Consider the following 25,979-nt stretch of genomic DNA (forward strand, 5'->3'; position numbering starts at 1 on the left):
GAGGCATGCGGATCCTGCACACCTCTGACTGGCACATCGGGCGGTCCTTCCACGGGCACTCCACGCTCGAGGCGCTGCGCGGTGTGCTCGCGGAGCTGACCGCGCAGGTGCGCGAGCACGAGGTCGACGTCGTGGTCATCGCGGGCGACGTGTTCGACTCCGCGACGCCCGCGGCCGCGTGCTACACGCTGCTGACCGACGTGCTGCGCGAGATCAGCGGCACCGGGGCGCAGATCGTCCTGACGAGCGGCAACCACGACAACGCCGCGCGCCTCGGGTTCATGGCGCCGCTGCTGCGCGACGGGATCCATGTGATCACCGACGCCGCGAGCGTTGGCACGCCCGTGACGCTCGCCGATGAGCACGGACCCGTGCACTTCTACGGCATCCCGTACCTCGAGCCGATCCTCGTCCGCAGCGTGTGGGCCAGTGCCGAGCTGCGCACGCAGGAGCAGGCGATCGGACACGCGATGGGCCTGATCGGGGCGGATCGTGCGGAGCGTGGCGGGCGGTCGATCGTCGTGTCGCACTGCTTCGCCGCCGGTGTCGAGCCGAGCGCGGGCGTGGAGCGCGAGATCCGACAGGGATCGCTCGACGTCGTCCCGCTGGCGAGCTTCGACGGGCCCGACGGTGCTGATCGACCGAGTTATGTCGCGCTCGGCCACATCCACGGACGCAGCCGCCTCGCCGACCACATCCGGTACAGCGGCGCGCCCCTGCACTACAGCTTCAGCGAGGCGGACAAGCCGCGCGGCTCGTGGCTCGTCGACCTCGACGCCGACGGGCTCGCGCGCGTCGAGTGGCTCGCGCTGTCCGTGCCGCGCCCGCTCGTCACCCTGCGCGGCACGCTCGAGGAGCTGCTCACGCTCGCCGAGCACGACGCACACGTCGACTCCTGGATCTGCGCCGTGCTGACCGACGCGACGCCGCAGTCCGACCCGATGCGCCGCCTGCAGCAGCGCTTCCCGTTCTGCGCCACCATCCAGCCCGACCCGCAGGGCCGCGCCGCGGACGACGGTCTCAGCTACCGCGCCCGCGTGCAGAAGGCGGTCAGCGACGTCGAGCTCATCGACACCTTCCTCACCCACGTGCGCGAGGGCGAGGGGCCGACCGGCGGCGAGAGCGAGCTCATCCGCGAGATCGTCGACACCCGCAGGATCGCCGAGAACGAAGCCGCGGAGGTGACGGCATGAGGATCCACCGGGTCGAGATCGAGGGGTTCGGGCCGTTCCGCGCGCGCCAGACCGTCGACCTCGACGCGTACGCCGACGACGGCATCTTCCTCATCTCCGGCCGCACCGGCGCCGGCAAGTCGAGCATCCTCGACGCCATCTGCTTCGCGCTGTACGGCTCCGCCCCGCGCTACGAGGACGGCGGCGACAAACGCCTGCGCAGCGACCACGCCGAGCCCGAGGACCCGACCGAGGTCGCCCTCGAGTTCACCACCGGCGGCCGCACCTGGCGCATCGAGCGCAGCCCCGAGTTCTTCCGGCCCAAGAAGCGCGGCGAGGGCTTCACCCCGCAGAAGGCCGAGGCGCGCATGTTCGAGCGCGTCGACGGCGAGTGGATCGGACGCGCCTCGCGCCCCGTGGACGTCGGGACCCTCATCGACGAGGTCATCGGACTCACGCAGCAGCAGTTCCTGCAGGTGATCCTGCTCGCCCAGGGCCGCTTCGCCCGCTTCCTGCTCGCCAAGAACGACGAGCGGCAGGCGCTGCTGCGCACCCTGTTCGGCACCAAGCGCTTCGAGGAATACGAGAAGGCGCTCGACGAGCGCCGCAAGGATGCCCTCGCCCGCGTCGAGAGCCAGGGCCAGGCGCTGACCGCCCGCCTCGATCACGCCGAGGGCACCGCCCGCGACATCCTCGAACCGCTTGACGGCGATCCGTCGCTCGATGAGCGGATCGGATGGATCGGCCGCGCCGCCCTGCGCGCCCGACACCTCGCAGAGGAGGCCGACGCGCACCAGCAGCAGGCGATGCGGGCGCTCACCGCGGCCGAGGCCGTGCACTCCGAGCGCACCGCGCAGCGCGACAAGCAGCAGCGACGCGACACCGCGCGGGAGACCCTCGCCGGGCTCGAGGAGCGCGCGGGGGAGATCGCCGCGCTGCGCGCCGAGCGCGATGCCGCCCAGCGGGCCGAGCCCGTCCGCGCCCCGAAGGACGCCGCCGGCCGCGCGCTGGTCGCGCTCAATGCCGCCAACGACTCGCTGGACGACGCCCGCGCCTCGTGGGGCGACGCCGCCCAGGCCCACGGCGATGCAGCAGCGCTCGATGAGTTCATCGGCGCGGCGCAGCAGCGCATCGGCGGGTGGCTTCCGCTGCGTGAGGTCGAGACCCGCCTCGACCTCGACGAGCAGACCCTCGTGGCCCTGCGCGAGCAGGCCCAGGATGCCGCTCGCCGCGCGACCGACCTGGACGAGCGCGCGAAGGCGCTGCCCGCGGAGCGCGAGCGGATCCAGGCTGCGCTCGACCGTGCCACGCACGCCGCCGCGACGCTCGACTCGGTGACCCAGTCCGTGACCGTGCTCGAGACGCAGCTGGCCGCCGCGCGCTCGGTCGCGGCGCTCGCCGAGGCGCAGCGCGCCGCATTCGATGCGCTGCAGCAGGCCAAGACCCGCAAGGCCGAGGCCGAGACGCACCACGCCGACCTGCAGGCGCGGCGGTTCGCCGGCATGGCGGGCGAGCTCGCCGCCGAACTCGTCGACGGCGAGGCCTGCGCGGTCTGCGGTTCCACCAGCCACCCCGCGCCCGCCACGCGCGGCGACGACGCCGTCACGGTCGAGGACGTCGACGGCGCCGACGCCGCGCGCCGCGAAGCGACCGCCGCGTACGAGGCCGCCAACGCCGCTTACACCGATGCCGACCGCACCCACTCCGACGCGCAGAAGGACGCCGGCGGGCGCACGGTCGACGACCTCACCGCGGCCCTCGACGCCACGCGCACCGAGCTCGAGACCGCCGAGGCCGCTGCGACCGAGAAGGAGCGGCTCACGGCCGAGCGCACAGCGCTCGACGCCGAGGAGCAGCGTCACGACGCCGAGCGCGCCACCGTCATCGCCGAGCGCAGCGACCTCGACGCGCGCATCCAGGCCGCCTCCGCCGCGCTGGAGAAGGACCGCGCGGCCGTCGCCGAGGCCCGCGGTGACGCGGACTCGGTCGCCGCGCGGATCGACGCCGAGCAGTGCCTGGTCGTCCTGGCCGGCGCGTACGCCGAGGCGCAGCGCGAGGCCGCCCGCGCCGAGAAGGCCGCCGTCGACGCCACCGAGGCGCTGCAGGTGGCCGTCGACGAGGCCGGGTTCGACGACGCCTCCGCCGCGATCGCCGCGCTGCGCGGGGCCGCCGAGCGCGCAGCGCTGGACGCGCGGATCCAGGACCACGACACCGCGCTCGCCGCCACGCGGTCGACGCTGCTCGAGCTCGAGCTCGAGGTGCTGCCCGAGGAGCTCGTCGACATCGCCCAGAGCGCCGCCGCGGTCGACGACGCGAAGGCCGCCTGGTCGCTCGCGGTCAAGGAGCACACCACCGCGAGCGAGCGAGCGCGTGGGCTCGAGGACGCGGTGCGGCGCATCGACGACGCGCACACGCAGATCGCCGAGCTCGCGGCCGAGGCCGCCGAGATCAAGCGCCTCGCTGACACCGTCGCCGGTCGCGCCAACAACAGCAAGCGCATGAAGCTCGAGACCTTCGTGCTCGCCGCCGAGCTCGAGGAGATCGTCGCGGCGGCGAACGTCCGCCTTGGTGAGATGTCCGCCGACCGCTACCGGCTCCAGCACACCGACGCGCTCGCCGCTCGCGGCGCGGCGTCCGGACTCGGGCTCGAGGTCATGGACCAGTTCACCGGCCGCGCCCGCCCCGCGCACTCGCTGTCCGGCGGCGAGACATTCCTCGCGTCCCTCGCCCTCGCGCTGGGACTGGCGGAGGTCGTCACCAGCCGGGCCGGCGGCATCCGGCTCGACACGCTCTTCATCGACGAGGGCTTCGGCTCGCTCGACGCCGAGACTCTCGACACCGCCATGCGCACGCTCGATGAGCTGCGCCAGGGTGGCCGCACGGTCGGCATCATCAGCCACGTCGAGGCCATGAAGGAGCAGATCCCGGCCCAGTTGCGCGTCGAGCAGACCCCGCAGGGCTGGAGCCGCGTGGTTCAGGATGGTGTGCACCAGCACGCCGCCGCGGCGCTCTGAGAGCGAGGAGAGCCATGGACAAGCGGAAGGTCACCGGAGCGGTGCTGCTCGGCGCCGCGGCGCTCGTCTACGGCGTCTCGCCGATCGACCTCATCCCGGACGTGCTGCTGCCGCTCGGCATCGCGGACGACGCCACGTTCCTCGTCGGCGCCGCGCTCGGCGTGTGGAAGCTGCTCTCGAGCGCCCGGAAGAAGAAGCCGAAGGACTGAGTCGGCGGAACGCGCGGGGTTTCGACGGCTTCGTGGCTCGAACACCGATGCGCGGCATCGTCGCAACAAGCCGGCAACACGTGCTCAGTAGGCTGAGCCCCATGAAGACCGGTTCGATCTGGACGATCCTCGGCGTCGTGATCGCCGTCGCGATCGCGTGGTTCCTGGTCGAGGCGCTGTTCTCGATCATGTGGGTCATCGCGAAGCTCGGCGCCGTCGCGCTGGTCGCGGTGATCGTGTATGTCCTCCTGCACCGCTTCCTCGACCGAGCGGGAAGGGACTGACGGTCATGGAGTTCCCCCCTCTCGCGACGAGCTTCACGGTCTCGCTGCCCGCCTGGATCCGCGACGAGCTCGCGAACGTGCCCGACGTGATCCCGGAACTCGACGACCGGATGGCGCTCGTCAACCGCCTCGCCGACCGCAACTGGCGCGAGGGCAACGGCGGCCCGTTCGCGGCGCTCATCGCCGAGGCCGAGACCGGGCGCATCGTGTCGGTCGGCGTCAACGTCGTGCTCGCCTCGAACATCTCCCTCGGCCACGCGGAGGTCACCGCCATCGGCATGGCGCAGGCCCGCCTCGGCGCGTGGGACCTCGGTGGCACCCGCGCCGATGGCAGTCCGCAGCCCGCGCACGAGCTGCTCGTCAACTGGCGCCCGTGCGTGCAGTGCTACGGCGCCGCGATGTGGTCGGGCATCCGCACGCTCGTGATCGCCGGATCCGGCCCCGAGTGCGAGGAGCTCACGACCTTCGACGAGGGCCCGATGATCGACGACTGGGCCGAGGCGTTCGAGGCGCGCGGCATCCGGGTCGTGCAGGGGCTGCGCCGCGAGGAGGCCGTCGACGTCTTCCGCGCCTACCGCGACGCCGTCGACAGCGACGCCGTCACGGTCTACAACGCCCGGTCCGGCGGCTGAGCCGGCTTCGACTCGCTCAGCCACCGGTGGGGTCCGGCAGCGTGACCGGATCAAGGATCACGCGGCGACGGTCGCGCATCCACACGACGCCGTGCTCGCGGCGCTCCGCGGGCGTCGCGAAGCGGTAGCGGAACGAGACCACCCGGATCCACCGCGGACGCTCGCCGTCGAACGGATCCGTCCGCAGCATCCGCAGGGTCGGGCGATCCGCCTGCAGCAGCCGCACGATCAGCACCCGGAACCAGTCCTCGAGGTGGCGCCCCAGCGGCAGGAACCACATCAGCCAGTCGAGCCGCAGGTGATACGGGGCGAACTGTCCCGGCACCCGGTGCTGGTCGCCCGGCTTGCCCTTGAACTCGTACTCGCGCCACTCGGCGCGCGTTGGATCCTCGCTCGACGTGCCCTGGATGATCCACTCGATCCGCTGCTTCGTCACGGTGCCGAACGCGCCGTACGCGTTGGCGAGGTTCCAGCGGTTGAACGCGGCGTTCATCAGCTGATTGCGCGAGAACAGGTTGCGCGCCGCCGGCCAGCTGAGCACGACATACCCCGCCGTGACGACGAGCGTGACGACCAGCCAGTACAGCGGGATCTCCTCGGTCGCCGCGCCGACGCCCGGCACGGCGATGGCCGCGGCGGCGAGCACGATCGTCGACCAGTTCAGCCACGCGAAGTTGCCCGTCACGACGAGCCACAGCTGCGACAGGATCAGGATCGCCGCCGCGATCGCGCCGATCAGCTGCGGAACCGGATCCGGGATCCACAGACCCAGGATCGGCGCGAACAGCAGCCACGGCACGATCAGCTGGGCGAAGTGGTTGCCGAGCACCTCGCCCTTGTGCACCCAGCGGGGCAGCAGGTGCGCCCGCCGGCTGAGCGGGCCAGGCATCGGCTGGGTCTCGTGGTGATAGGTCAGCGCCGTGAGGTCGCGCCACTCGCGCCCGCCGCGGATCTTGATCATCCCGGCGCCGAACTCGAGCCGGAACACCAGCCACCAGAACAGCACGATGACGTGCACGGTCGGCGGCTGCTGCGCCGACCCGAGGAACGCGGCGAGGAACCCCGCTTCGAGCAGCAGCATCTCCCAGCCGAAGCCGTAGAAGGTCTGCCCGATCGACACGATCGACATGTACCCGAACCACAGCACGAGGAAGCAGAGCATCGGCACCCAGGGCGGCCCGAGCTGCGGCACGCCCGCGACGAGCAGGACCGACAGGACGATACCCGCCACGCACAGCGCGACGAGCCGGCGATCCGTGTACCGGATCCAGCGGAACAGCGTCGGCCGCACGGCCTTGGCGGCGCGCTTCGAGGACGCCGCCCATTCGAGCAGCTCGGGGGCGGGGAGGAGCCCGCGTTCGCCGAGCAGCGGGCGGAACTGGTTCAGGGTCGAGACGAACGCGACGAGGTACAGCGCCGCGATGCCGCGCTGCAGCACCTCGCGCGCGAGCTGGAAGTCGAGCGCCGCGAAGCCGTCCATGGGGTCAGGCTAGGGATGCGGCGGCGGGCCTGTCGCGGGGGTTGACGGCGCGTGCGAGCCGCTTGGGCTCGCCTTCGCCTCGCTCAGCAACCCGCGGCGGTCACGCGAACTGCGGGAGGGCCTCGTCGAGCTCCGCAAGCCAGGCGCGGGCGTTGCCGTCCGACGGCGCGCGCCAGTCGCCGCGGGGCGAGAGCGAGCCGGAGGGGGCGACCTTCGGACCGTTCGGGATCGCCGAGCGCTTGAACTGCGCGAAGCCGAAGAACCGCTTCAGGAACACCTTCTCCCACTTCACGATCGTCTCGAGGTCGTAGCCGTAGTGCGCGTCCGCCGGGAACCCCGCCGGCCACTCGCCCGCCTCGGGATCCGACCACGCATGCATCGCGAGGAATGCGATCTTCGAGGGGCGGTAGCCGAACCGCAGGACGTGGTGCAGCGAGAAGTCGTGCAGCGCGTACGGGCCGATGGTCGACTCGGTCGACTGCGCCACGCCGTCCTGACCCACGGGCACGAGCTCGGGGCTGATCTCGGTGTCGAGCACCGACTGCAGCACCTCGGCCTCCTCGGGGGAGACGCCCTGCGCCTCGCCCTCGGCGACGACCCAGCGGATCAGGTGCTGCATGAGCGTCTTCGGCACGCCGGAGTTCACGGCGTAGTGGCTCATGTGGTCACCCACGCCGTACGTCGCCCAGCCCAGCGACAGCTCGGACAGGTCGGACGTGCCGACGACGATGCCGCCGTGGTGGTTCGCGAGCCGGAAGAGGTAGTCCGTGCGCATGCCGGCCTGCACGTTCTCGAACGTGACGTCGTACACGGGCTCGCCCTTGCCGGCCGGGTGGCCCAGCTGCTTCAGCATCTCGGTCGCGGCGGGGCGGATGTCGATGGTCTCGATCGACGCGCCGACCGACTCGGCCAGGCGGATCGCGTTCGACTTCGTGTGGTCGCTGGTCGCGAACCCGGGCATCGTGTACGCGAGGATGTCGCTGCGCGGCCGGCCCATCCGATCCATCGCGCGGGCGATCACCAGCAGGGCGTGGGTCGAGTCGAGGCCGCCGCTCACGCCGATCACGGGCTTCGGATCGCCGATCGCGCGCATGCGCTGCATGAGCCCCGCGACCTGGATGTTGAACGCCTCGTAGCAGTCCTGCGCCAGTCGGGCCGGGTCGTCCGGCACGAACGGGAACCGGTCGAGGTGGCGCTTCAGGCCGATGTCGCCGGTCGGCGCCTCGAGCTCGAAGGAGATCGTACGGAACTGCGGATCCACCGTGCGACGGTTGTCGTCGAACGTGCCCTGCCGGATCCGGTCCTGCCGCAGGTGATCGAGGTCGACGTCCGCGACCGAGCGGCGCGGCCCGTCGGGAAAGCGCTCGGTCTCGGCGAGCAGGTTGCCGCCCTCGTAGATCATGGTCTGGCCGTCCCACGACAGGTCGTTGGTCGACTCGCCCATGCCCGCGGCGGCATAGACGTACGCGGCGAGGCAGCGCAGCGACTGCGACTTGCAGAGATCCTTGCGGTCCTCGGCGCGCGCGATCGTGATGGGGCTGCCGGAGAGGTTCAGCAGGACGGTCGCGCCCGCCAGCGCCGCGGCCGCGGACGGCGGGATCGGCACCCAGACGTCCTCGCACACCTCGGCGTGCACCACGAGGCCCGGCACGTCGGTCGCCTCGAACAGCAGGTCGGGCCCGAAGGGCACCTCGGTGCCGGCCACGGCGATCGTGCCGCGCTGGTCGTCGCCGGGCGCGTACCAGCGGCGCTCGTAGAACTCGCGATACGTCGGCAGGTACGACTTCGGCGCCACGCCGAGGATCCGGCCGCGGTGGATGACGACGGCGCAGTTGTAGATCCGGTTGCGGTGCGCGAGCGGGGCTCCCACCACGAGCACGGGCAGCAGCTCCGCGGACTCCCGCGCGATGCGTGCGATCGCCTCGTCGACCGCGTCGAGCAGCGCATCCTGCATCACCAGGTCGTCGATCGCGTAGCCCGACAGGCACAGCTCGGGGAACACCGCGACCGCGACGGCCTCGTCGTGGCACTCGCGTGCGCTGTCGAGCACGTGCTGCGCGTTCGTGGCCGGATCGGCGATGGACAGCGGGATCGTGCACGCCGCGACGCGCGCGAACCCGTGGCGGTATGCGTTGGCGAAGTCGCTCACGCACTCAGTCTGGCACGCGGCCCGGGGCGTCCAACGGGGTTGACGTGGGGGCCGGACGCTGGCGGCGGCGGGGCGGCGATCCGCGATCCGGGCGTCGACGGGGCCAGTGGAGACGCAGCGTCGGGATCACCCACGACAGGCGGCGTCGCAGCGCGGGCCAGTTCTCGAACGGTCGGGCCGAGACGCCGACGACGAGACCGCGATCGTGGCGGACGGTCATCCACGGCCGCACGTGCAGCGACAGGTCGAAGTCGTCGTGGATGTCCGTGGCCTCGCGGTGCACCTCGGGCGAGAGCTCGTGCCACGCGCCCGCGCGCATGGCGAGGTTCGACCCGAACAGCGGCGAGTGGCCCAGCACGGGTGTCAGCACGGCGTACATCAGCCCGATGTACCAGTGCTCGGCCACCCATCGCACGAGCGGCCCGGCGCCGTAGAAGCGCCCGTCACCCGTGAGGAAATCCAGATCCGGATCTTCCGCGAACGCCGTCTCCACGCGCGCCAGCCAGTCCGGCGGACACACGGAATCCGCGTCGATCCGCGCGATCACATCGCCCGCCGCCGCGTCGTACCCGGCCGCGGCCGCACGGGGGATGCCCCGGATCGGCTCCGTCACCACGCGCGCCCCCGCCGCGGTCGCGAGGGCGCCGCTGTCGTCGCTGGATCCGTTGTCCACGACGATCACCTCATCCGGCGCGCGCGTCTGCGCCGCGAGCGCCGCGAGGCACGCCCCGAGCAGGAGCGCGTCATCGCGGACGGGGATCACGACCGAGATGCGCATGCGTCAGGCGCGGGCGTAGAGGTCGAGCAGGTCGGCCGTCAGCTGATGCGGTGCGGTCTCGCTCGGGCTGTGACCGGTGCGATAGACGCGCAGCTCGGCGCCGATCGCGTCCGCAAGACGGCCGTGCAGGCGCGCCGGCCACAGGTCGCGGGTGCCCGCCGCCACCAGCTTGGGGATCTCGAGGGGCCGCAACGGCGCGCGCAGGTCGGGCGCGCGCTTCATGAGCGCGACGACGTCCTCGACGCTGCGGCGGTCGGTGAGCGCGAATCGCGACCTCACGAACTCGAGGCGGCCCGGTGGCACGCGGTTCCGGTTGGTCATGATGCCCCAGATCATCAGCGCGGCCCCGACGGGCCCGGACGCGAACGGCGTCACCGGGCCGAGCCACTTCATGCCGCGGAAGCCGTTGCCCGGAAGCGGCGGCGTCGACAGCAGCGCGAGCGACCGCACCAGGTCCGGTCGCTCGACCGTGACGAGCTGCGCGACGAGGCCCGCGAACGAGTAGCCGAGCAGGTGTGCGGGCGGTCCCGTCTGCAGGAATGCGATGAGGTCGCGCGCGAAGAGGTCGTACGTGAACGGCTGTCCCGGATCCGGTCCCGCAGCGTGCGACTGATACTGCCCGGCGAGATCCAGCGACTGCACGTGGAAGCCGGCCTCGGCGAGCAGGGGCAGCATCAGCACGAAGTCCTCCTTCGAGCCCGTGACGCCCGGGACGAGGACCACGCGCGGGAGGGCTCGATCGCCGAGCGAGACGACTGCGAGCTCACCGCTGGGTGCCGGGAAGAAGGAGGAGACGGAGCCGGGAGCGGGAACGGTCCAGTCGATGTCGCCGATCGCGGCGTCGCGTGCGGCCGCGTCCGCGCGCGGGCGACGGCTCCCGGGTGCCTGCCACGCGAGGGACGTCACGGCACGATGCTAGGCCCGGTGCGGGCCTCTGGGGGCTGCGACCCGTGCCGCTACAGCAGGCGGCGGGCGGAGGCCCAGGCGGTGAGCTCGTGGCGCGAGGACAGCTGCAGCTTGCGCAGCACGGCCGAGACGTGCGACTCGACCGTCTTGATCGAGATGAAGAGGTCGGTCGCGACCTCCTTGTATGCGTAGCCGCGGGCAATTAGGCGCATGACCTCCTGCTCGCGGGCCGAGAGGCGGTCGAGCTCGTCATCGGTCGCGGCGGTCTCGCCCGCGGCGGCGCCGAACGCATCGATCACGAAGCCGGCCAGGCGCGGCGAGAAGACCGCGTCGCCCTCCGCGACCGTGCGCACGGCGCGCGACACCTCGGATCCGGACGCGCCCTTCGTGATGTAGCCGCGAGCGCCGGCGCGGATCACGCTCACGACGTCGGCGGCGGCGTCCGAGACGCTCAGCGCGAGGAAGCGCGTGGCGGGGGAGAGCGGTGCCGCGCGGCGCAGCACGGCCTCGCCGCCCGTGGCCTCGCCCTCGGCGCCCGGCAGGTGGACGTCGAGCAGCACGACGTCCGGCTGCCGCTCGACGATCACGGCCACGGCCTCCGCCACGTCCGCGGCCTCGCCCACCACCTCGATCCCTCGGTCGAGGTCGTGGCGCAGGCCGGAGCGGAAGATCGAGTGGTCGTCGACGATCACGACCCTGAGGTCGGAAGACGAGGGATCAGCCACGCGCGCCTCCCGGGAAGCGGATGTGCACCTCGGTGCCGACCGCGCCCGCGCCGGACGAGACCGTCGCGGATCCGCCGATCCGCCGCATCCGGCCGATGATCGACTCGCGCACGCCCAGGCGATCCGCCGGGACCTCCTGCGGATCGAAGCCGGGCCCGCGGTCGCGCACGTATACGTCGACGGATCCGGGCGCGCCCTCGATGTAGACCGACACCTCGCCGCCCGCGTGACGCGCGGCGTTCAGCATCGCCTCGCGCGCCGCCGCGGCGACCTCGCCGCTCGCGCGCTCGGTCGACGTGCCCGCCGACACGACCGACATCACGACCTCGTAGTCCAGCTCGAGCGCCGAGCCGTAGTCGCGCAGGTCGGTCGCGAGGTCGCTGTCGGCCGGGGTGTCTCCGTCGTACAGCCACGCGCGCAGCTCGCGCTCCTGCGCGCGGGCGAGGCGGCCGGCCTCGCTCGACGCTCCCGCGCGGTTCTGGATCAGCGCGAGCGTCTGCAGCACGGAGTCGTGCAGGTGCGCGGCCATCTCGGCGCGGTGCTCGTCGCGGATCGCGCGCACGCGGGCGGTCTGGAGCTCGCGCAGGCGCGCGACGAGGTTCGGCGTCCACACCGCGGCGGCGCAGATCATGGCGGCGAGGGCGCTGCCGAGCATGAGCGTCTGGAAGGTCCAGGTGCCGTTGCCCGCGGCGCTCAGGAAGATCGGCACGGCGCCGAGGGCGAGCGCGGTCGCGACGATCCGGACGCTCACGTCGTGCGACGCCCCGCGGGCGGGATCCCGGCGGTCGATGACGGCCGACCAGATGCCGGCCGCGAGCGCCAGCGCGACGGCGAGGTAGACCGGGATCATCGTGGCGGGCGGGACCCAGCCGGGGAGCGTGCCGTTGTGATAGCGACCGATCGACAGGAACAGCAGGATCGCGGCGGCGCCGAGCAGCGTCGCCGCCACGGGAACCCGTCGCGTGACGCGGGCTGCGCCCGGCTCCAGCGGCGCGAGCGCCCACAGCCAGAGATAGAGGAGCGCCCCGGCGCCCCAGATCGCGGTCGTGGCGACGAACAGGGCGCGCACGGTGCCCGCCGGCCAGCCGAGATGCCGAGCGACGCCGGCGCTCACGCCGGACAGCACCGCTTCACGCGGCCGCACCAGCGGACCGGATGGCGCGCGCGTCGCGCTCGAGAGAACCGTCATGCGTTCATGTAACCACCGCGCTCCGCCGCCGCGAGCGCGATTGAGGGTGGGATCAGGGATGTCCCTCATAGCCGAGCGCGCCGCGATCCCGGCACGATCGAGTCATGACCGAGAACACGATGTCCGCCGAGCCGGGGCCCGTCGCCCCGGCCGAGGCGCCGCCGGCCCCGGCAGGGGGAGCGGCCGCGCCCGCGGTCGACGCCGAGGGACGCTTCTTCCTCTGGCTGCGCTCGCTCGGGATCGTGCGCGACGGCGGCTGGCTGGGCGGCGTGTGCGCCGCCATCGCGGAGCGCACCGGCGTCGACCCGGTGATCGTGCGCGGGATCCTCGTGGTGGTGACGGTGCTCGGCTTCCCCGGCCTCTGGCTCTACGCGATCGCGTGGGCCCTGCTGCCGGATCGCGCGGGCCGGATCCCGCTGCAGATGCGCGCCGGGTCCGCTCCCGCGCTCGTGGGCGTCGCCGTCGCCATCGGTGCGGCCGTGCTGGTGCTGTGGGCCGGCAACTCGGTGCTCGAGGCCATGGCGCTCGTGTCGTATCCGGGCCGCTGGCTGTGGTCGTTCGTCGAGGCCGGCCTGTGGCTGGCCGGACTCGGCGCGCTCGCCGCGATCCTCATCCTCTTCCTGCGCCGCCGGTCGGCCAGGCACGCGATCCCCCCGCAGGGGGGTGACGGCGGGGTGTCGGGCACAGCCGCCGTCTTCGGCGGGGCGGCCCTCTCTGTCGGGTCAGAGAACAGCGCCGCCCCGCCCACTCCGTCCCCCGAGCCGCCGGAGCCGATCGCGTCCGAGCTCGCGACGACCGAGGAGCTCGACGCCTGGCGCGTGCAGCACGCCGCCTGGCGCGAGCAGCACGACGCATGGCGCCGGGCGCAGGCGGACGGATCGGCCGTGGCCGAGGAGCGCGCGCGCCGCGCCGCCGAGAGGGCGGCGTTCCGCGCCGAGGCCGCGCGGATGCGCGCCGAGCGGCGGGCGGCGAAGCCCCGCACCTCCGTCGCCTTCGTGGTGATCGCCGTCGGCGCCGCGCTCGTCGCCGCGACGGCGACCTGGCTCGCGTTCCAGCCGAACGCGGCCGAGCGATCCTGGCCGGCGGCGGTCTTCGCGGCCGCCGCGGTGACCGCTGTCGCGATGGTGGTGGCCGGCATCCTGCGGCGGCGCAGCGGATTCCTGACCGCCGTGACGATCGTCCTGCTCGTGTTCGTGTCGACCGGATCGACGTCGTATCTGCTCCGCGACCTGACGGGACCGGATCGCTACGTGCCGCTGAACGCCCCGCAGGAGTCGATCGCGCAGCCCTTCGGCGGGCTGACTCTGGATGTGGGCGGCCCCTACGACGACCCCGGCATCACGCGGATCGAGAAGGGGACCGGGGCACTGACCGTGCTCGTGTACCCCGGTGTGGACGTCGAGCTCGAGACGACGGGGGACGCCGGCACCGTGCACGTCACCTACTACAGCGACCAGGCGGGCTACCTGCGCGACCTCGACGTCCGGCCGAGCGGCGGCCGCTTCACGTGGTCGCGCGACGACGAGGAGACCTCGCGGAAGCGGACGATCGTGCTCGACCAGGACGTCGTCGAGGTCTACATCGAGGTGCAGGGAGTGGAGCGATGAGCGAGACGGCAGTGCGACCCGGCGTGCGGTGGGGCGGGATCATCGGCGGTGCGCTCCTCGCGCTCGCCGCGGGCGCGGGGATCCTGCTGCTCGCCGTGCCCGACGTCTTCGCGGTCGCGGGGTGGATCCGGCCCCTCCTGTTCAGCCTCCGGCCCGAGTGGTTCGGCGCGGTCGTGCCGCTCACCCTCGGCGTGCTCGTGATCGCGCTCGGCGTGGTGTGGGTCGTGCGCCGCGGGACCCACGCGGCGGACCGGGAGGCGGAGCCGACGCCGGGCGACTGACTCCGGGCGACTGACGCCGGGCGACTGACTCCGGGCAGCCGATCCGGCCGGTCGTGTCCCAGTTCGCGCCGAATGGTGCCGGTCATGTCCCAGTTCGCGCCGGTTCGACGGTCGGATTCGGGCGCGAAGTGGGACATCACCGCGGGGCTGTGCAGACGGGCGGCCGGATGTCGGAGGCCCCGTCTAGCCTCGGAACGTGCGTTACATCGAATCCGAAGCCCGCGTCGTCTGGAGTGCGAGCGACCTGAAGGTCGCCGCCGAGTGCGAGTTCGCGTGGCTGCGGGCGCTGGACGCCAAGCTCGGGCGTGTCCCGGCGGTCGTGGAGCCCGAGGACGAGATGCTCGAGCGGGCCGCGCGCCTGGGCGACCGGCACGAGGAGCAGGTGCTCGCGCGGTACCGCGAGGAGCTCGGATCCCGCGTGGTCGGGATCGAGCGGGCGGCCTCGTCCGACGCGGAGGCCATGGCCGCCGCGCTCGACGCGACGATGGCGGCGCTGCAGGATCCGGATGCCCGGATCGTCTTCCAGGCCGCGTTCTCGACGCCCGAGTTCGTGGGCTTCGCCGACTTCCTGAAGCGCCAGGACGACGGCCGCTGGCGCGTGCAGGACTCGAAGCTCGCCCGCCGCGCGAAGGTCACCGCGCTGATGCAGCTCGCGGCATACGTCGACCAGCTCGACCGGCTCGGCATCCCGCGCGCGGACGAGGTCGACCTGCTGCTGGGCGACGGCACGACCTCGACGCACCTCGTCGCCGACCTCATGCCGCTGTTCTTTGTGCGCCGCGCGCGACTGCGCGCGCTGATCGCCGACCGCCGCCTCGACCTGGGAGCCGCGGGCGACCCGATCGCGTGGGCCGATCCCCGCGGCGACCTCGGCGTCGTGGCGTGCGGGCGCTGCGCGACGTGCGAGCAGGAGGTCGTCGCGACGCGCGACGTGCTGCTCGTCGCCGGCATGCGGCCGGTGCAGCGCGAGCGCCTGCGCGCCGCCGGCATCCGCACGATCGACGAGCTCGCCGCCGCGGAGCAGGGCCCGCAGGGCATGAACCCCGACACGTTCGCGGGCCTGCGCACCCAGGCGCGGCTGCAGATCGCGTCGCCCGCGGGCGTGCCCGACCCGTCGCGCGTGTCCGAGAAGGCCGCGCCGCTGTACGAGGTCGTGCTGCCCGAGGCGCTCGCCACGATGCCGAGGCCCGACGACGGGGACATCTTCTTCGACTTCGAAGGCGACCCGCTGTACACCGAGCCGGGCGCGGGCGCCGACTGCTGGGGCATCGACTACCTGTTCGGCTGGACCGACCTCCAGGAGCAGTACACGCCGCTGTGGGCGCACACGTTCGCGGAGGAGAGGGTGGCGCTCGAGCGCTTCTGCGACTTCGTCGCCGCGCGGCGGGCCGCGCACCCGGGTATGCACATCTATCACTACGCGCCGTACGAGCCCACGCACCTCGCGGCGATGGCCGCCCGGCACGGCGTGCGCGAGGCCGACGTCGACCGCATGCTGCGCGACGAGCTGTTCGTCGATCTGTACCCGATCGTGCGGCGCGCCCTGCGGGTCGGGTCGCGGTCGTACTCGATCAAGAAGCTCGAGCCGCTCTACATGGGCGACGAGGTGCGCACGCAGGACGTGCAGCAGGGCGGCGACTCGATCCTGCGCTACGTCGAGGCGCGCGAGCTGATCGCGGCGGGGGACGACGGCGCAGCCCGCGTGATCCTCGACGACCTCGCCGACTACAACCGCTACGACTGCGTCTCGACCGGCCGGCTGCGCGACTGGCTCGTGGAGCGCGCGCGAGAGACGCGGATGCTGCCCGCCCGCCCCGACGAGCTCGAGGCGTTCACGTACGAGCCGTCGCCCCTCGCCCTCGCGCTCACCGCGCGCGCGGCGGACGGCGATCCGGACGATCCGGATGTCGTAGCCCTGCGCCTCGGAGCGGCCGCGATCGACTACTACCCGCGCGAGCGCAAGAGCTTCTGGCAGGGGCACTTCCAGCGGCTGCGCGAGCCGCTGTCGCTGTGGGCCGACACCCGCGACGTGGTCGCGGTCGACGCGGCCCGCACGCGCGTGCTGCACGACTGGGACGTGCCCGAGGGTGGCCGCGCGGTGCGGCGGATCGTCGAGCTGCGCGGCGACGTCGCGCCCGGCACGCGGCTCAAGGAGGGCGCGCAGCCGTTCGTGCTGTACGCGCGCCCCGCGCCGTTCCAGGCCGACGCATCGTCGCGCTGGATCCACGTGGCCCGCAGCGTCGAGGTGCTGTCCGAACTGGAGGACGGCGTCGTGATCTCCGAGACCTCGATCGGCGGCATGACGTGGGACGAGCTGCCGCTCGCCGTCGCGCCCGCCGCGCCGCCGCAGGCGGGCAACCAGCAGAAGTCGATCGACGCGTGGGCCGAGGCGCTGCTCGCGTCCGGCGCGACGTTCCCCTCCGATCCGGCGACCGACATCCTGCGACGACGCTCGCCGCGCACCCGCAGCGGGACCCTGCCGGTCTCGCGGGGCGACGACGTCGCGGCGATCGTCGCGGCGGTGCGCGATCTCGACCGCAGCTACCTCGCGGTGCAGGGCCCTCCCGGCACGGGCAAGACCTACGTCGGCTCGCACGTGATCGCGAAGCTCGTGCAGGGGCACGGCTTCAAGGTCGGGGTGGTGGCGCAGTCGCACGCCGTGATCGAGAACATGCTCGACCGGATCGTCGACGCGGGCGTGCCCGCGTCCCTCGTCGGCAAGGCCCTGAAGTCGGGCGCGACCGGGGCCGAGCCGCGCTTCACGGTGATCCCGAAGAACGGCGTCCCGTCGTTCGCGGCCGAGCGGTCGGGCGGCTACGTGATCGGCGGCACGGCGTGGGACTTCGCGCACGAGGCGCGAGTGCCGCGCGGCAGCCTCGACCTCCTCGTGATCGACGAGGCGGGGCAGTTCTCGCTCGCCTCGACCATCGCCGTGTCCCTCGCGGCCGCGCGCCTGCTGCTGCTCGGCGACCCCCAGCAGCTGCCGCAGGTGAGCCAGGGCACGCATCCCGAACCCGTCGACACGTCGGCCCTCGGCTGGGTCATGGACGGCGAGCAGGTCATCCCCGACACGCACGGCTACTTCCTCGCGCGGTCGTGGCGCATGCACCCCGCGGTATCGGCCGCGGTGTCCGACCTCTCGTATGCCGGCCGGCTCGCGTCGCACGAGCCCGCGGCGCTGCGCGCGATCGACGGCCTCGAGCCCGGGCTGCGCGTCGTGCCTGTGCGCCACCACGGCAACGCGACCGACTCGCCCCAAGAGGCCGCCGAGGTCGTGCGCATCGTGCGCGACGTGATCGGCCGCGCGTTCACCGACATCACGATCGGCGAGGGCGGGACCGGATCGCCGTGCCCGCCGCGCCCGCTCACGCAGGCGGACGTGATCGTGGTCGCGCCGTACAACGCGCAGGTGCAGTGCGTCGAAGAAGCGCTCGCCGCCGCCGGGGTCGGCGAGGTGCGCGTCGGCACGGTGGACCGCTTCCAGGGTCAGGAGGCGGCCGTGTCGATCGTGACGCTCGCCGCGTCCAGCGGTCGCGACGCGCCCCGCGGATCCGACTTCCTGCTGCTGCAGAACCGACTCAACGTCGCGGTCTCGCGCGCGATGGTCGCGGCGTACCTGATTCACTCGCCCGCGCTGCTCGACGACCTGCCACGCCACGCGGACGGCGTCGCGCGGATGAGCGCGTTCGCGCGGCTCGTCGGGGTCGGTGCGGACGAGCGGGCGGTTCAGCCCGTCGGGTGAGCCGGCGCGGTCAGACCGTTCCGTAGAGGCGGTCGCCCGCGTCGCCGAGGCCGGGCACGATGTAGCCCTTCTCGTTGAGTCGCTCGTCGAGCGCGCCCAGCACGAGCGTGACGTCGCGGCCGTCGACCTGCTTCTCGATCGCCTTCACGCCCTCGGGGGAGCCGAGCAGGCACACCGCCGTGACGTCCTGCGCGCCGCGCTGGAACAGGAACTCGATGGCCGCGCCCAGCGATCCGCCGGTCGCGAGCATGGGGTCGAGCACGAAGCACTGCCGGTCGCTGAGGTCGTCGGGCAGGCGCTCGGCGTACGTGACGGGCTCGAAGGTCTCCTCGTTGCGCGCCATGCCGAGGAAGCCGACCTCCGCGGTCGGCAGCAGCTTGACCATGCCGTCGAGCATGCCGAGGCCCGCGCGCAGGATCGGCACGACGAGCGGCTTCGGCTCGCTGATGCGCACGCCCGTGGTCGCCGTGACCGGCGTCTCGATCTCGTACGGCTCGACGCGGACGTTGCGCGTCGCCTCGTAGGCGAGCAGCGTCACGAGCTCCTCGGTGAGCTGGCGGAACACCGGCGACGACGTGTTCTTGTCGCGCAGCACGGTGATCTTGTGCGTGATGAGCGGGTGATCGGCAACGTGCAGGCGCATGGCCCAAGGCTACCGGCGAGGCTGGGTGCGCATTCAAGGGAAACCCTAGGCTCGAGGCATGACCCCCGACGAGCGCGACGACGCCGCGATGCGCCGCGCGCTCGCACTGGGCGCGGAGGCCGCCGACGCGAGCGAGGTGCCGGTCGGCGCGATCGTGCTCGACGCGGCGGGCGCGGTGATCGGCGAGGGGCGCAACCGGCGTGAGCTCGACCATGACCCGTCCGCCCACGCCGAGGTCGTCGCGATGCGCGAGGCCGCGCGCGCGATCGGGTCCTGGAACCTCGAGGGCTGCACGCTCGTCGTCACCCTCGAACCGTGCCTGATGTGCGCGGGCACGCTGCTGCAGGCGCGGATCTCGCGCGTCGTGTTCGGCGCGTGGGACGAGAAGGCCGGCGCGGCCGGATCCATGTACGACGTGGTGCGCGACCGGCGCCTGCCGTACCGGGCCGAGGTGGTCGGCGGCGTGCGCGAGGCCGAGGCGCGGGCGCAGCTGCGCGCGTTCTTCGAGGCGCGGCGCTAGCGGGCGGGACCTCCGGCGATAGCGTGAGCGCATGCTCATCGCCGCCCTCGTGTTCGCCGGCCTCGCGGCCCTGGTGCACGTGTACATCTTCGTGCTCGAGACCCTGCGCTGGGAGGCTCCGCGCACACGGCAGATCTTCGGCACGAGCGAGCAGGACGCCCGCATCACGAGGCCGCTCGCGGCGAACCAGGGCGTCTACAACCTGATGCTCGCGATCGTCACGGCGGCGGGCATCGCCCTGGCGTTCCCGAGCCCCGCGGCCGGCACCGCACTGCTCCTCGCCGGCACCGGCTCCATGCTCGGCGCCGCGCTCTACCTCGCGGCCACGGACCGCACGAAGCTGCGCCCCGCGACCACGCAGGGGCTGTTCCCGCTGCTCGCGGTGCTCTTCACGCTCCTCGCCCTGGCCCTGGGATGAGCCGGATCGCCGTGATCGCGGGTCACGCGGTTTCGTCGGCACGGCGCTACGGAACGCGCTCGCCGAGGACGGGTACGAGATCCGCACGATCGGCCGCTCCGGAGCGGTGACCCGGGACGATCCCACGCCGGAGCGGCTGCAGGCCGCCGGATATGCCTTCGCGTCGCCCGAGCTGGAGCCGGCGCGGCGCGACGTGGCACGCTGACCGCCCGCAAACAGGCCGAGTCGCCCGCACGCAGGCTCACGCGTCTCGCGACGCGACTCCCGCACCATCCGGCCTGTGCGCGGGCGGCGCGGCTGACGCGGGTCAGTCGTCGCTGGATGCCAGGCCGCGATGCGCGGACAGCAGCGTGATCTCCGGGCGCTCGGCGAGCATCCGGTCCGCCCGCTCCAGCACGTCGCGCGCGTGCGCCGCCTCCGCCGCCACGACGGACACCCCGATGCGCGCCCTCCGGTGCAGATCGTGGTCGCCGACCTCCGCGGCGGCGGCCTCGGTGCGGCGGCTGAGCTCCGCCAGGATCGGCCGGATCACCGACCGCTTCTCCTTCAGCGAGCGCACGTCACCGAGCAGCAGGTCGAATTCGATCCAGCCGATCCACATATCAGGCGGGAAGGTGGGGGAGCACCTCTTCGCCGAGGTACGCCAGCTGGTCGAGGTCGGTCATGTCCATGATCTGGAAGTACACGCGCTCGGCGCCCAGCTCGACGAGTCGCTCGACCTTGTCGTGGATCTCGGCCGCGGAGCCGCAGATGTTGGTGTCGCCGCGGAAGGACGACAGGTCCCGCCCGATCGCGGCGGCGCGCCCCGCGAGCTCCACCTCGTTCGCGGCCGCCAGCGTCGTCAGCGCGACCGACAGGCGCAGGGTCGCGGGGTCGCGCCCGATCCGCTCGGCCGCCGCCATCGCGCCCGCGAACTTGTCCGCGATCACGGTCTCGGGCTGGAATCCGATGTTGAACTCCGCCGCGTACGCCGCCGCGAGCGCCGGGGTGCGGCGCGGGCCGCCGCCGCCGACGATCACCGGGAGGCGCGGCTGCGTGGGCTTCGGCAGCGCGGGCGAGTCGGTCAGGTCGTAGTGCGCGCCGTGGAACGAGAACCTCTCGCCCACGGGCGTCGACCACAGGCCGGTCACGACCTGCAGCTGCTCCTCGAGCATGTCGAAGCGCCGCGCCGGGAACGGGATGCCGTAGGCCCGGTGCTCCGCCTCGAACCACCCCGTGCCGAGCCCGAGCTCGACGCGGCCGCCCGACATCTCGTCGACCTGCGCGACCTGGATCGCCAGGATGCCCGGATGCCGATGCGTCGCCGAGGAGACCAGCGTGCCCAGCCGGATCCGCTCGGTCTCGCGCGCGAGGCCGGCGAGCGTCGTCCACGCGTCGGTCGGGCCGGGCAGGCCCGAGCGGTCGCTCATCGCCATGTAGTGGTCGGAGCGGAAGAAGCCGTGGAAGCCCAGCCGCTCGGCCGCCTGGGCGAACACGCGCTGCGTGTCGTAGGTCGCGCCCTGCTGGGGCTCGGTGAAGACGCAGTACTCCATGTCCGCGGCGCCGCTCAGTCCGAGGACTTCAGGATCACCGACTCCGTGGGCAGCTGCTCGGCGTCGGCCGGACGGTACACATCCGGTTCGAGGTACACGATGCGGGCGATCGGGACGGCCTCGCGGATCCGCTTCTCCACCCGGTTGATGTCGGACGCGACGTCGGCGAGCAGCTTGTCCTGCGGCACTCCGACCTTGGCGGCCACCAGCAGCTCCTCGGGACCGACGTAGAGCGTCTTGATGTGGATGAGCTTGTCGACCTCGGGGCCCTTCTCGATCGCCGCGACGATCTTGTCGAAATCGGCCGGGGTCGCGCCCTCGCCCACGAGCAGGCTCTTCGTCTCCACCCCGAGCACGATCGCGACCAGGATCAGCAGGACGCCGATCAGCAGGGTGCCCAGGGCGTCGAAGAACGAGTTGTGCGTGATGATCGTCATGCCGACGCCGAACAGCGCGAACACGAGGCCGAGGAGGGCGCCGAGGTCCTCGAGCAGCACGACCGGCAGCTCGGGCGCCTTCGAGTGACGGATGAACGAGATCCACGACTGGCCCTTGGCGCGCACGGCGTTCGACTCCCGGACCGCGGTGCGCAGCGAGAACCCCTCGAGCACGATCGCGACGCTCAGGATGATCAGCGGCAGGTACTGCCACTGCGGGTCGAGCGCGTGGGGGTGGGTGAGCTTCTCGACGCCCTCGTAGATCGAGAACAGGCCGCCGAGGGAGAACAGGATGATCGACACCACGAACGCGTACACGTAGCGCTCGCGACCGTAGCCGAACGGGTGCGCGCGATCGGCCGAGCGCCGCGCCTTGCGGCCGCCGAGCATGAGCAGCAGCTGGTTGCCGGAGTCGGCGACCGAGTGGATCGCCTCGGCGAGCATCGATGCGGATCCCGACAGGAGCCATCCGATGAACTTCGCGATCGCGATGCCCAGGTTCGCCAGGAACGCCGCGATGATCGCCTTGCCGCCGCCGTGTGCACTCATGCGCACCACTCTATTGACCGCGGGCGATGTCCTGTGACGGTGCGTGCCCGGCGCTCTCGCATCCGCCGTCCGTAGACTCGGGGCATGGTCGACACCCTGCCCTCCCTCGCGTTCCTCGGTGCCGGATCGATGGGCGGCGCGATCCTGCGCGGCGTCGTCGCGAGCGGCATCCCCGTCGACGGCGGCGTCTTCGCGACCAACCGCACGGCCGAGAAGGCCGCCGAGCTGGCCTCGCTCGAGGGTGTGCGCAGCATCGCGTTGGAGGACGAGCCCGAGGGCAACGCCCGCGCGGCCGCCGAGGCGCGCGTGCTGCTGATCGGCGTGAAGCCCGCTATGGTGCCCGACCTGCTGCGCGAGATCGCCCCGCACGTGGGTGAGGACGCGATCGTGATCAGCCTCGCCGCCGGCGTCACGGTGCGGACGTTCACGTCGATCCTGGGCGAGGGCGTCACCGTGCTGCGGTCGATGCCGAACACCCCGTCGCTCGTGGGCCGCGGCGTCACGGGCCTCGCCGCCGGCGAGGGCGCGTCGGACGAGGCCGTCGGGATCGCCCGCCGCCTGTTCGAGACGGTGGGCACCGTGATCGAGGTGCCCGAGGACCGGATCGACGCGCTGTCGACGATCTCCGGATCCGGCCCCGCCTACGTCTATCTCCTGATCGAGGAGCTGACGCGGGCCGCCATGGACCGCGGCTTCGACGAGGCCGCCGCGCGCACCATGGCGGAGGGCACGTTCATCGGCGCCACGGCGCTGCTCGAGCACACCGGCGAGCGGCCCGAGGAGCTGCGCCGCCGCGTCACGAGCCCCAAGGGCACCACCGAGCGCGCGATCGCCGTGCTGGAGCGCGCCGACCTGGGCGGCATCTTCCGCGAGGCGACGGCCGCGGCGCTGGCCCGGGCGAAGGAGCTCGCGGGGGAGGCATAGTCCCCCGCCCACGCCTCCCGCATCCGCTCGGGCACCGCTCCGCGGCGCCGCTCGCGTCTGCGGCGCTGTCGCTCCGCTCCATCGAGGGGCGTGGGGTGGCGGGCGCACTCGCGCCCGCACGCTCGCTTCGCTCGCAGAAGAGGTCAGCGGTAAGGCGTCACCTGTCGAGGGCCGCGAAGCGCTCCACGTCGACATTGGTGCCGGACACGATGATCAGGTCGTGGTTGGTCACGACGGTGTTCGCCTCCGCGTAGCGGAACGGCTTGCCGGGGCTCTTCACGCCCACCACCGTGACGTTGTACTTGGTGCGCACGCCCGACTCGTTCAGGCCCACGCCGCGCACGAACTTCGGCGGGTACATCTTCGCCAGCACGAAGTCGTCGTCGAACCGGATGAAGTCGAGCATCCGGCCGCTGACGAGGTGCGCGACGCGCTCGCCGGCCTCGCGCTCGGGGTAGATGACGTGGTTCGCGCCGACGCGGGCGAGGATCTTGCCGTGCGACTGCGAGACCGCCTTGGCCCAGATCTGCGGCACCTTGAGGTCGACGAGGTTCGCCGTGATCAGCACCGAGGCCTCGATGCTCGAGCCGACGGCGACGACGGCCACCTGGAAGTCCTGCGCGCCGATCTGCTTGAGCGCGTCGACGTTGCGGGCGTCGGCCTGCACGGTGTGCGTCACGCGCTCCGACCACTTCTGCACCAGGCCGAGGTCCTCGTCGATCGCGAGGACGTCGCGGTCGAGCCGGTCGAGCTCGCCGGCGCACGCGGCGCCGAAGCGACCGAGGCCGATCACGAGGACGGGGGCGTCGCTGCGGATCTGCTCAACCAACGATGGGCCTTTCGACAGGCAGCGCATACATCTGCCGGGTGGAGGTCGCGGCGACCGCCGCGGCCAGAGTGACTGTACCAACGCGACCCATGAAGATCGTCACGGCCATGATGTAGACCGCGACGTCGGGCATCTCCGCCGTGATGCCCGACGACAGCCCCACCGTGGCGAAGCCGGAGATCACGTCGAACAGCACCTTGTCGACCGGGGCCAGCGTGATCTGCGCGATCACCACCGTCGCGAGCGCGACGATCGTCGCGCCCCACGCGAGGACCGCGACCGACACGCGCTGCACGTCGCTCGGGATGCGGCGGCCGAACGCCTCGACGCTCGTGCGGCCGCGGGCCTCCGACCAGACGGCGAGGGCCAGCACCGCGAGGGTCGTGACCTTGATGCCGCCCGCGGTCGACGCGGAGCCGCCGCCGATGAACATCAGCATGGATCCCACCAGCAGCGACGAGCCGTTGAGCTCGCTGATGTCGACCACCGAGAAGCCGCCGGATCGCGTCATGGCGGACAGGAAGAACGCCTGGAACGTGGTGTCCCACGCGTCGCGCGTGCCGAACGTGCCCGGATTCAGGTACTCCAGCGCCAGGAACGCGCCCGCGCCCAGGAAGAACAGGATCACGGTCGTGATCAGCGTGAGCTTGACGTGCAGGTTCCACCGGCGAGGGGTCATCAGCTGCTTGGTCAGCGCGAGGATCACCGGGAAGCCGATCCCGCCGAGGAAGACGCCGACCATCAGCACCGTGAGGAAGTAGTAGTCGTACTGGAACAGCGCAAGCCCGCCATCGGTGAACGTGAAGCCTGTGTTCGTGAAGGCCATCACGGAGTGCAGGGGAGCCAGCCACAGCGCCTCGAGCCAGCTGTGCCCCGCGATCACGATCGACGGATAGAGCAGGATCGCCACGCCCGCCTCGATCGTGATGGTCGACAGCGCGACGATGCGCAGGAGATGGCCGACGTCGCCCAGGCGCACGGCCTGCGACTCGTTCACAGCGCCGCCGTGGGAGCGCAGCGGGTTCGTGTCGCCCGCCGCGATCAGCTTGGCGCGCAGGCCGAGCTTGCGGGACACCACGAGGCCGAGCAGCGACGCGAGCGTGAGCGCGCCGAGACCGCCGATGTTCGTCCCGATGAAGATCATCAGCTCGCCGAAGAACGACCAGTGCGTCGACATGTCGACGGTCGACAGACCCGTCACGCACACGGACGACACGGCCGTGAACAGCGCATCCGCCAGAGGGGTGACCGAGCGGTCCGCGCTGGAGATCGGCAGCGACAGCAGCGCGGTGAAGATCAGGATCAGCGCGATGTAGACGAGGATCGCGAACCGCGACGGGGACGACAGCGTGATGTCGCGGAAGAATCCACCGAAGCGGCTCCATGCCGCGCGCGGCACGGAAGACGCGGTCGGCGCCATCGATCCCCCTCCGAATGCAGTTCTGCGTGCCTCTTCGAGCCTCCGGCCCGGGCCCGACACATGGTACTCCGCCGACCGCCCGGCTACCCTGTCCCCATGGCGGACATCTTCGACGTGATCGCGGACGGCACGAGGCGCGAGATCCTGCAGCTGCTGCTGCGACGTTCGTCGGAGGCGGACACGGGCACCAGCGTGTCGCAGATCGTCGCGGCGCTCGGAGTGAGCCAGCCGACCGTCTCCAAGCACCTCAAGGTGCTGCGCGAGGCGGAGCTCGTGTCGGTGCGGGAAGAGGGCCAGCACCGCTACTACAGCCTGTCTCCCGAGCCGCTCGAGCAGGTCGACGACTGGCTGGTCCCCTTCTTCGTCGCGGACGGCGACTTCGAGGAGGTCGCCGACCTCACGCCGGCCGCCCTGCCGGAGCCCGCCGTGCGCGCCGCGGAGGCTGTCGGCCGCGCCGCGGCCTCGGCCAAGGTCGTCGTGCAGTCGGCGCTCAAGCGCCTCGGGGCATAGCCCGGCGCGAGCGTGCCGGGCGCGGCATA

Annotated in this window: 24 protein-coding genes; 12 read left to right on the forward strand and 12 right to left on the reverse strand. The window is 72.4% G+C overall.

Translation table 11 applies throughout. From position 1 onward, the window contains the following. The first annotated feature begins 5 nt into the window (after window positions 1-5). The 5 genes from AAD528_RS07395 to AAD528_RS07415 all read left to right on the forward strand — a co-directional run bounded on the left by AAD528_RS07395 (window position 6) and on the right by AAD528_RS07415 (window position 5,311). Window positions 6-1,193 carry an exonuclease SbcCD subunit D gene (locus AAD528_RS07395; RefSeq protein ID WP_345751429.1) on the forward strand — a complete coding sequence of 396 codons (1,188 nt, stop codon included), beginning with the start codon at window positions 6-8 and terminating at the stop codon, window positions 1,191-1,193. Beyond that, entirely contained in the window at window positions 1,190-4,186 is a 2,997-nt protein-coding gene (locus AAD528_RS07400; RefSeq protein ID WP_345751430.1) for an AAA family ATPase, read from the forward strand. Before AAD528_RS07395 ends, AAD528_RS07400 begins: the two co-directional genes overlap by 4 nt. A 14-nt stretch (window positions 4,187-4,200) precedes the next feature. After that, on the forward strand, window positions 4,201-4,395 hold the full coding sequence (locus AAD528_RS07405) for a YkvA family protein (RefSeq protein ID WP_345751431.1): 195 nt from the start codon (window positions 4,201-4,203) through the stop codon (window positions 4,393-4,395). 101 nt (window positions 4,396-4,496) lie between these two features. Next, window positions 4,497-4,679 carry a hypothetical protein gene (locus AAD528_RS07410; protein ID WP_345751432.1) on the forward strand — a complete coding sequence of 61 codons (183 nt, stop codon included), beginning with the start codon at window positions 4,497-4,499 and terminating at the stop codon, window positions 4,677-4,679. 5 nt (window positions 4,680-4,684) lie between these two features. After that, on the forward strand, window positions 4,685-5,311 hold the full coding sequence (locus tag AAD528_RS07415) for a nucleoside deaminase (RefSeq protein ID WP_345751433.1): 627 nt from the start codon (window positions 4,685-4,687) through the stop codon (window positions 5,309-5,311). 16 nt (window positions 5,312-5,327) lie between these two features. On the opposite strand, the gene AAD528_RS07420 is transcribed toward AAD528_RS07415, so the two are convergent. The 6 genes from AAD528_RS07420 to AAD528_RS07445 form a co-directional block, all read right to left on the reverse strand. After that, window positions 5,328-6,791 (reverse strand): lipase maturation factor family protein, encoded by a 1,464-nt coding sequence (locus tag AAD528_RS07420; protein ID WP_345751434.1) that lies wholly within the window; start codon window positions 6,789-6,791, stop codon window positions 5,328-5,330. A 100-nt stretch (window positions 6,792-6,891) separates the two neighbouring features. After that, window positions 6,892-8,940, reverse strand: coding sequence for an NAD(+) synthase (locus AAD528_RS07425; RefSeq protein WP_345751435.1), 2,049 nt, complete (start codon window positions 8,938-8,940; stop codon window positions 6,892-6,894). 4 nt (window positions 8,941-8,944) lie between these two features. Further along, window positions 8,945-9,718, reverse strand: coding sequence for a glycosyltransferase family 2 protein (locus AAD528_RS07430; RefSeq protein WP_345751436.1), 774 nt, complete (start codon window positions 9,716-9,718; stop codon window positions 8,945-8,947). A 3-nt stretch (window positions 9,719-9,721) separates the two neighbouring features. Next, entirely contained in the window at window positions 9,722-10,624 is a 903-nt protein-coding gene (locus tag AAD528_RS07435; protein ID WP_345751437.1) for an alpha/beta fold hydrolase, read from the reverse strand. Between the two features lie 50 nt (window positions 10,625-10,674). After that, complete coding sequence (locus AAD528_RS07440) at window positions 10,675-11,349, reverse strand: LuxR C-terminal-related transcriptional regulator (RefSeq protein ID WP_345751438.1); 675 nt, start codon at window positions 11,347-11,349, stop codon at window positions 10,675-10,677. Further along, the gene (locus tag AAD528_RS07445; RefSeq protein WP_345751439.1) at window positions 11,342-12,538 is read right to left on the reverse strand and encodes an ATP-binding protein; all 1,197 of its coding nucleotides are present in this window, start codon (window positions 12,536-12,538) and stop codon (window positions 11,342-11,344) included. Before AAD528_RS07445 ends, AAD528_RS07440 begins: the two co-directional genes overlap by 8 nt. Window positions 12,539-12,642: 104 nt before the next feature. Here AAD528_RS07445 and AAD528_RS07450 point away from each other — a divergent pair, with 104 nt between their 5' ends. The 3 genes from AAD528_RS07450 to AAD528_RS07460 all read left to right on the forward strand — a co-directional run bounded on the left by AAD528_RS07450 (window position 12,643) and on the right by AAD528_RS07460 (window position 18,168). After that, the gene (locus AAD528_RS07450; protein WP_345751440.1) at window positions 12,643-14,145 is read left to right on the forward strand and encodes a PspC domain-containing protein; all 1,503 of its coding nucleotides are present in this window, start codon (window positions 12,643-12,645) and stop codon (window positions 14,143-14,145) included. Beyond that, a complete protein-coding gene (locus tag AAD528_RS07455; protein ID WP_345751441.1) occupies window positions 14,142-14,426 on the forward strand; it encodes a hypothetical protein in 285 nt (94 codons plus the stop codon). The genes AAD528_RS07450 and AAD528_RS07455 overlap by 4 nt, the downstream gene beginning before the upstream one ends. A 196-nt stretch (window positions 14,427-14,622) precedes the next feature. Further along, entirely contained in the window at window positions 14,623-18,168 is a 3,546-nt protein-coding gene (locus AAD528_RS07460; RefSeq protein WP_345751442.1) for a TM0106 family RecB-like putative nuclease, read from the forward strand. 10 nt (window positions 18,169-18,178) lie between these two features. On the opposite strand, the gene upp is transcribed toward AAD528_RS07460, so the two are convergent. Beyond that, window positions 18,179-18,811, reverse strand: a complete 633-nt coding sequence (upp, locus tag AAD528_RS07465; protein ID WP_345751443.1) for a uracil phosphoribosyltransferase — start codon at window positions 18,809-18,811, stop codon at window positions 18,179-18,181. Between the two features lie 58 nt (window positions 18,812-18,869). Here upp and AAD528_RS07470 point away from each other — a divergent pair, with 58 nt between their 5' ends. Together AAD528_RS07470 and AAD528_RS07475 are read left to right on the forward strand one after the other, a co-directional pair. Beyond that, on the forward strand, window positions 18,870-19,331 hold the full coding sequence (locus AAD528_RS07470) for a nucleoside deaminase (protein WP_345751444.1): 462 nt from the start codon (window positions 18,870-18,872) through the stop codon (window positions 19,329-19,331). Window positions 19,332-19,362: 31 nt separating this feature from the next. Beyond that, window positions 19,363-19,749: a DUF1304 domain-containing protein gene (locus AAD528_RS07475; protein ID WP_345751445.1), complete on the forward strand. Its 387-nt coding sequence runs from the start codon at window positions 19,363-19,365 to the stop codon at window positions 19,747-19,749. A 307-nt stretch (window positions 19,750-20,056) separates the two neighbouring features. Here AAD528_RS07475 and AAD528_RS07480 read toward each other — a convergent pair whose 3' ends face one another. Genes AAD528_RS07480 through AAD528_RS07490 form a run of 3 tightly spaced genes read right to left on the reverse strand, consistent with a single transcriptional unit; the run spans window position 20,057 to window position 22,267 of the window. Then, on the reverse strand, window positions 20,057-20,350 hold the full coding sequence (locus AAD528_RS07480; protein WP_345751446.1) for a DUF503 domain-containing protein: 294 nt from the start codon (window positions 20,348-20,350) through the stop codon (window positions 20,057-20,059). Between the two features lies 1 nt (window position 20,351). Beyond that, complete coding sequence (locus tag AAD528_RS07485; RefSeq protein ID WP_345751447.1) at window positions 20,352-21,281, reverse strand: LLM class F420-dependent oxidoreductase; 930 nt, start codon at window positions 21,279-21,281, stop codon at window positions 20,352-20,354. Window positions 21,282-21,295: 14 nt separating this feature from the next. Continuing rightward, a complete protein-coding gene (locus tag AAD528_RS07490; protein ID WP_345751448.1) occupies window positions 21,296-22,267 on the reverse strand; it encodes a cation diffusion facilitator family transporter in 972 nt (323 codons plus the stop codon). 84 nt (window positions 22,268-22,351) lie between these two features. On the opposite strand from AAD528_RS07490, the gene proC reads away from it, so the two are divergent. Beyond that, window positions 22,352-23,191 (forward strand): pyrroline-5-carboxylate reductase, encoded by an 840-nt coding sequence (proC, locus tag AAD528_RS07495; protein ID WP_345751449.1) that lies wholly within the window; start codon window positions 22,352-22,354, stop codon window positions 23,189-23,191. Between the two features lie 157 nt (window positions 23,192-23,348). On the opposite strand, the gene AAD528_RS07500 is transcribed toward proC, so the two are convergent. Next, the gene (locus AAD528_RS07500) at window positions 23,349-24,020 is read right to left on the reverse strand and encodes a potassium channel family protein (RefSeq protein ID WP_345751450.1); all 672 of its coding nucleotides are present in this window, start codon (window positions 24,018-24,020) and stop codon (window positions 23,349-23,351) included. Beyond that, the gene (locus AAD528_RS07505) at window positions 24,013-25,440 is read right to left on the reverse strand and encodes a TrkH family potassium uptake protein (protein WP_345751451.1); all 1,428 of its coding nucleotides are present in this window, start codon (window positions 25,438-25,440) and stop codon (window positions 24,013-24,015) included. Before AAD528_RS07505 ends, AAD528_RS07500 begins: the two co-directional genes overlap by 8 nt. Before the next feature lie 96 nt (window positions 25,441-25,536). On the opposite strand from AAD528_RS07505, the gene AAD528_RS07510 reads away from it, so the two are divergent. Beyond that, window positions 25,537-25,950 carry an ArsR/SmtB family transcription factor gene (locus AAD528_RS07510; protein WP_345751452.1) on the forward strand — a complete coding sequence of 138 codons (414 nt, stop codon included), beginning with the start codon at window positions 25,537-25,539 and terminating at the stop codon, window positions 25,948-25,950. Window positions 25,951-25,979 lie beyond the last annotated feature (29 nt).

The sequence above is a fragment of the Microbacterium rhizophilum genome, assembly GCF_039605615.1.
Taxonomy (GTDB): domain Bacteria; phylum Actinomycetota; class Actinomycetes; order Actinomycetales; family Microbacteriaceae; genus Microbacterium; species Microbacterium rhizophilus.